This window comes from Streptomyces sp. NPDC101110, assembly GCF_044759525.1.
Taxonomy (GTDB): domain Bacteria; phylum Actinomycetota; class Actinomycetes; order Streptomycetales; family Streptomycetaceae; genus Streptomyces.
Window position 1 is genome coordinate 1 of sequence record NZ_JBIVZM010000034.1, and the last position, 1,676, is coordinate 1,676.

The following is a 1,676-nucleotide window of genomic DNA, read 5'->3' on the forward strand; positions in this document are numbered from 1 at the left end:
ACACCCCCCACCCGCACATCAGGATCCGCAACCAAACCCTCCAACAAACGACCGAACCAACCCACCAAACGCTCAGCCGTCCCCGCATCAAACACGTCGAGGGCGTATTCCAGCGCCGCGGCAATGCCTTCCTCCCGCTCCTCCATGTAGAGCGCGAGGTCGTACTTGGCCGTGGTGGACTGCGCGTGTGCGGCGGAGCCTCGAAGGCCGGCCATTTCGAGCTTGGCCGGACGGTTGTTCTGGAAGCTGAGCACGACCTGGAAAAGCGGGTGCCGTGCCATGGAGCGGGTCGGGTTGAGCTCCTCCACCAGTCGCTCGAACGGCACGTCCTGGTGCGCGAAGGCGGCCAGGTCGCTCTCCTTGACCCGCGCGATGAGCTCGCGGAAGGAGGGGTCCCCCGACGTGTCGGTACGCAGGACCAGCATGTTGACGAACATGCCGACCAGATCGTCCAGCGACTGGTCGGTCCGTCCTGCGATCGGTGAACCGATCGGCACGTCGGTCCCCGCGCCCAGCCGCGTGAGCAGTGCCGCCCAGGCCGCCTGCACGACCATGAACAGACTCGCTCCGGACTCCCGTGCCAGACTGCTCAGTCCCGCGTGCACCTCGGGTGGCAGCACGAAGCGCACCCTGCCACCTCGATGTGATGCCACAGCAGGACGCGTGCGGTCGAACGGCAGCGTCAGCTCCTCCGGAGCACCGGCCAGCGCCTCACGCCAGAACCCCACCTGACGCGAGAGCACACTCTCCGGATCCTCCTCCGACCCGAACACCTCCTGCTGCCACAGCACGTAATCCGCGTACTGCACCGGCAACGGCGCCCACCCCGGCACACGCCCCTCACGCCGGGCCCCGTACGCCACCGACACATCCCGCGCCAACGGACCCATCGACCAGCCATCACCCGCGATGTGATGCACCACCAGCACCAGCACATGCTCATCCGGACCCACCCTGAACAACCGGGCCCGGACAGGGATCTCCTCCGCAAGGTCGAAGGCGCACCGCGCCGCCTCCGCCACACCCGCGTCCACTTCGTCCGCGCGCACATCCGTGACGGTCAGCGCGAAGCCGCTCTCCTCGACCGACAGGATCCGCTGATACGGCTCCCCATCGGCCACCGCGAACACCGTCCGCAGCACCTCATGACGTTGCAGGACGTCGCACAGAGCGTCTTCCAGGGCCTGCCGGTCCAGCTCCCCCGTCAGCCGCACGCCGATCGGGATGTTGTAGGTCGCGCTCGGCCCCTCCATCTGGCTGATGAACCACAGCCGGCGCTGTGCGTACGACAGCGGCACCCGCTCCGGACGCTCCCCAGCCACCAGAGCCGGACGTGCCTCATCGGCCTGACCCAACCGCGCCGCCAGACCGGCCGGCGTCGGCGTCTCGAAAAGGGTCCGCAGCGCCACCTCCACACCCAGCACCGCACGCACCCGACTCACCAACCGCGTCGCCAGCAACGAGTGACCACCCAGAGCGAAGAAGTCGTCCTCGACCCCCACCTCGTCCAGACCGAGGACCTGGGCGAACGCCTGGCACAGGATCTCCTCCTGCACCGTCGCCGGACCCCGGCCCCCACCACTCGCATACTCCGGCGCGGGCAGCGCCTTGCGGTCCAGCTTGCCGTTCACCGTCAACGGCAACGCATCCAGCACAATGACCGCCGAGGGGACCAT

General features: G+C 68.3%; 1 protein-coding gene. It reads right to left on the minus strand.

The features are described from left to right. Positions 1–1,676: condensation domain-containing protein (locus ACIQU3_RS36840; RefSeq protein WP_403930163.1), on the minus strand; the 1,676-nt coding region annotated here is incomplete at both ends.